2 protein-coding genes and 1 pseudogene are annotated in these 2,215 nt (G+C 37.1%); 2 read left to right on the top strand and 1 reads right to left on the bottom strand.

What is annotated here, in order from left to right; all coding sequences use genetic code 11:
* Positions 1 to 162: 162 nt before the first annotated feature.
* A complete protein-coding gene (locus tag HT671_RS11020; RefSeq protein ID WP_138702721.1) occupies positions 163 to 1,164 on the bottom strand; it encodes an endonuclease/exonuclease/phosphatase family protein in 1,002 nt (333 codons plus the stop codon).
* 156 nt (positions 1,165 to 1,320) lie between these two features.
* Here HT671_RS11020 and HT671_RS11015 point away from each other — a divergent pair.
* Positions 1,321 to 1,806: pseudogene (locus HT671_RS11015) on the top strand (IS30 family transposase); the annotation flags it as partial.
* Between the two features lie 58 nt (positions 1,807 to 1,864).
* On the top strand, positions 1,865 to 2,158 hold the full coding sequence (locus tag HT671_RS11010) for a helix-turn-helix transcriptional regulator (RefSeq protein WP_138702722.1): 294 nt from the start codon (positions 1,865 to 1,867) through the stop codon (positions 2,156 to 2,158).
* Positions 2,159 to 2,215 lie beyond the last annotated feature (57 nt).

Below are 2,215 nucleotides of genomic sequence, written 5' to 3'. Positions count from 1 at the left end.
TAATACTCAATGAAAATCAAAAAGCAAACTAGGAAGCTAGCCGTAGGTTGCTCAAAACACTGTTTTGAGGTTGTAGATAAGACTGACGAAGTCAGTAACCATATGTCTAAGGTAAGGCGATGCTGATGTGGTTTGAAGAGATTGTCGAAGAGTATAAAATAATTAAAATGTGATTTCTGTAAAAATACATCTATGATCAGAGTTTTGAAAACTTACAATGTCTAAATCTCTAACATAGTAGTGGTTTTTAGGCAATAAGATATGATCTATCGTTGCATTAAAAAGTTTTGGACTTTGGCTATTCCAAGTTCCTCTTTCAAAAGGTGGAAGTGCATTCAATGCGTCCCTATGAGAGCTTATTTTTGCAAGTGCTCCATGACGCATAGTTGCATTAAAATCACCTGCAATAATAGCCTTTGGATATTTTGAAGCCAATTGATTATGAATGATGTTTAAGTCTTGCTTCCAGATTTCCATTAAACCTGGCAGAGGAGGAGCAGTATGCAAAGCAATGATATCTGGTATATCTTGTTTTCTCGAATGTAATACAATTGTCCCGAACCGTGTTGTATGAAAAGTTTCAGCTTTTGTATAGAAATCGTAACTTTTCTTGACAATCACAGTCACAGGAGCTATTCCACTGTCAGTAGGTGGAGAAGTAAAAATATCATAGTTGGCCATAGAAAGTCCAACTTGATGAAACAATAGTTTGATTCTCTGGTTTTCTTGCTCACCTCTGATATTGGTAGCTAGTTCAGGGAATATAGCCATATCGGCATCAAAATGGCTAAAAATTCGCTCAATATGTTGTGCTTCTATTTGATTAGCGACGTTCCAAGTTACTAATTTTAAGGTTTTAGTCTTATTTGATACGGAAGAAAGGGTTTTATCTGTTCCGAATAATAGTAATATGAACGATAGTAAGAGCAAGATGCTAGAATAAAACCGTATTTGTTTATTTTTCTTGTAAAAAGATAGGGAAAAAAATACGAAACTTAAAATAGAAACCATAGTTGCAGTAGCTAAGGGGAAGGCATAAATCTGTGCCAAGATAGGTCTGGTAGATAGCCAAATATTAAGATTAGAAGATGGAAAAAAAGAATAAGCTATGATAGGGATAGCAAAGAGAATGACAGAAAAGGCAGAGAGAAATATTTTAATCATTGTATGAGTACCTCGATTTGCAATGGTTGCTCGGAGCTAATGTGACTTTGTGACTTTACTCGATTGATATTCTTTTTATTGTCTTCCTTATAGATTAAGTACAACCCAAGTAAAAAAAAGTCCAATTTAAGATTGAAATGATTAAAAGTCACGGAGATGCAAGACAATTATACTACAAAAGGCAAACATTTGACAATCGATAGTCGTCGCTTAATCGAACGATGGAAAAAGGGAAAATCAAATAGAGAAATTGCTTCTCTACTTGGAAAAGCTCCTCAAACTATCCATACTGAAATCAAGCGTGGGACAGTCCGACAATGTCTTGGAAAAGGGTGCTTCAAAGAGGTTTATTCTGGCGACTATGCTCAACAGTCTTATGAACACAATCGCAAGCGCTCGGTCAAGAAATCAAGATTGACCAAGGAGCTGAAGGAAAAGATTCTCCACTATCATAACCAAAAATTTTCTCCTGAAATGATGGTCAAGGCTAAGGGCGTTAACGTGGGAATTTCTACCATTTACTATTGGATTCATCGTGGAAAATTGGGGTTAAGCAAGCAGGATCTGCTTTACCCTAGAAAAGGAAAAGCGCTTAAGAAACAAGCTAGCACCAATTTTAAACCCGCTGGTCAATCTATCGAATTATAATTCGCTCATTTTTTCAAAAAATACATAGACGTAAAAGAAAGAGGGTTAAGAGATGAAGAATAGTGCTATTGGGAGTAATTGGAAGGATGTCCAGTCTCAACTCTTTACCAAGGAGGAAATCCTTGAAAGTGATATGCGAGTGGCTATCATGAGTGAGCTGATTGAAGCCAGGCATGAGCAAGGAATCAGTCAGAAAAAGCTAGAAGAACTTAGTGGAGTAAGCCAGCCTGTCATAGCTAGGATGGAAACAGGCAAGACTAGTCCTCAGTTGGACACAGTCTTAAAAGTCCTAGCCAGTTTGGGAAAGACACTAGCAGTCGTCCCACTCGAACAGGAAAAGAGTTGATTAGAGTAGACTCATACTCAATGAAAATCAAAGAGCAAACTAGGAAACTAGCCGCAG

This window comes from Streptococcus sp. 2741 (genome assembly GCF_013276315.1).
GTDB lineage: Bacteria > Bacillota > Bacilli > Lactobacillales > Streptococcaceae > Streptococcus > Streptococcus pseudopneumoniae.
This window is presented reverse-complemented; position numbering and strand designations above follow the sequence as displayed.

Coding starts and splice junctions, on each gene's coding strand:
- HT671_RS11020 (WP_138702721.1), bottom strand. CDS start 1,164: ATGATTAAAATATTTCTCTCTGCCTTTTCTGTCATTCTCTTTGCTATC.
- HT671_RS11010 (WP_138702722.1), top strand. CDS start 1,865: ATGAAGAATAGTGCTATTGGGAGTAATTGGAAGGATGTCCAGTCTCAA.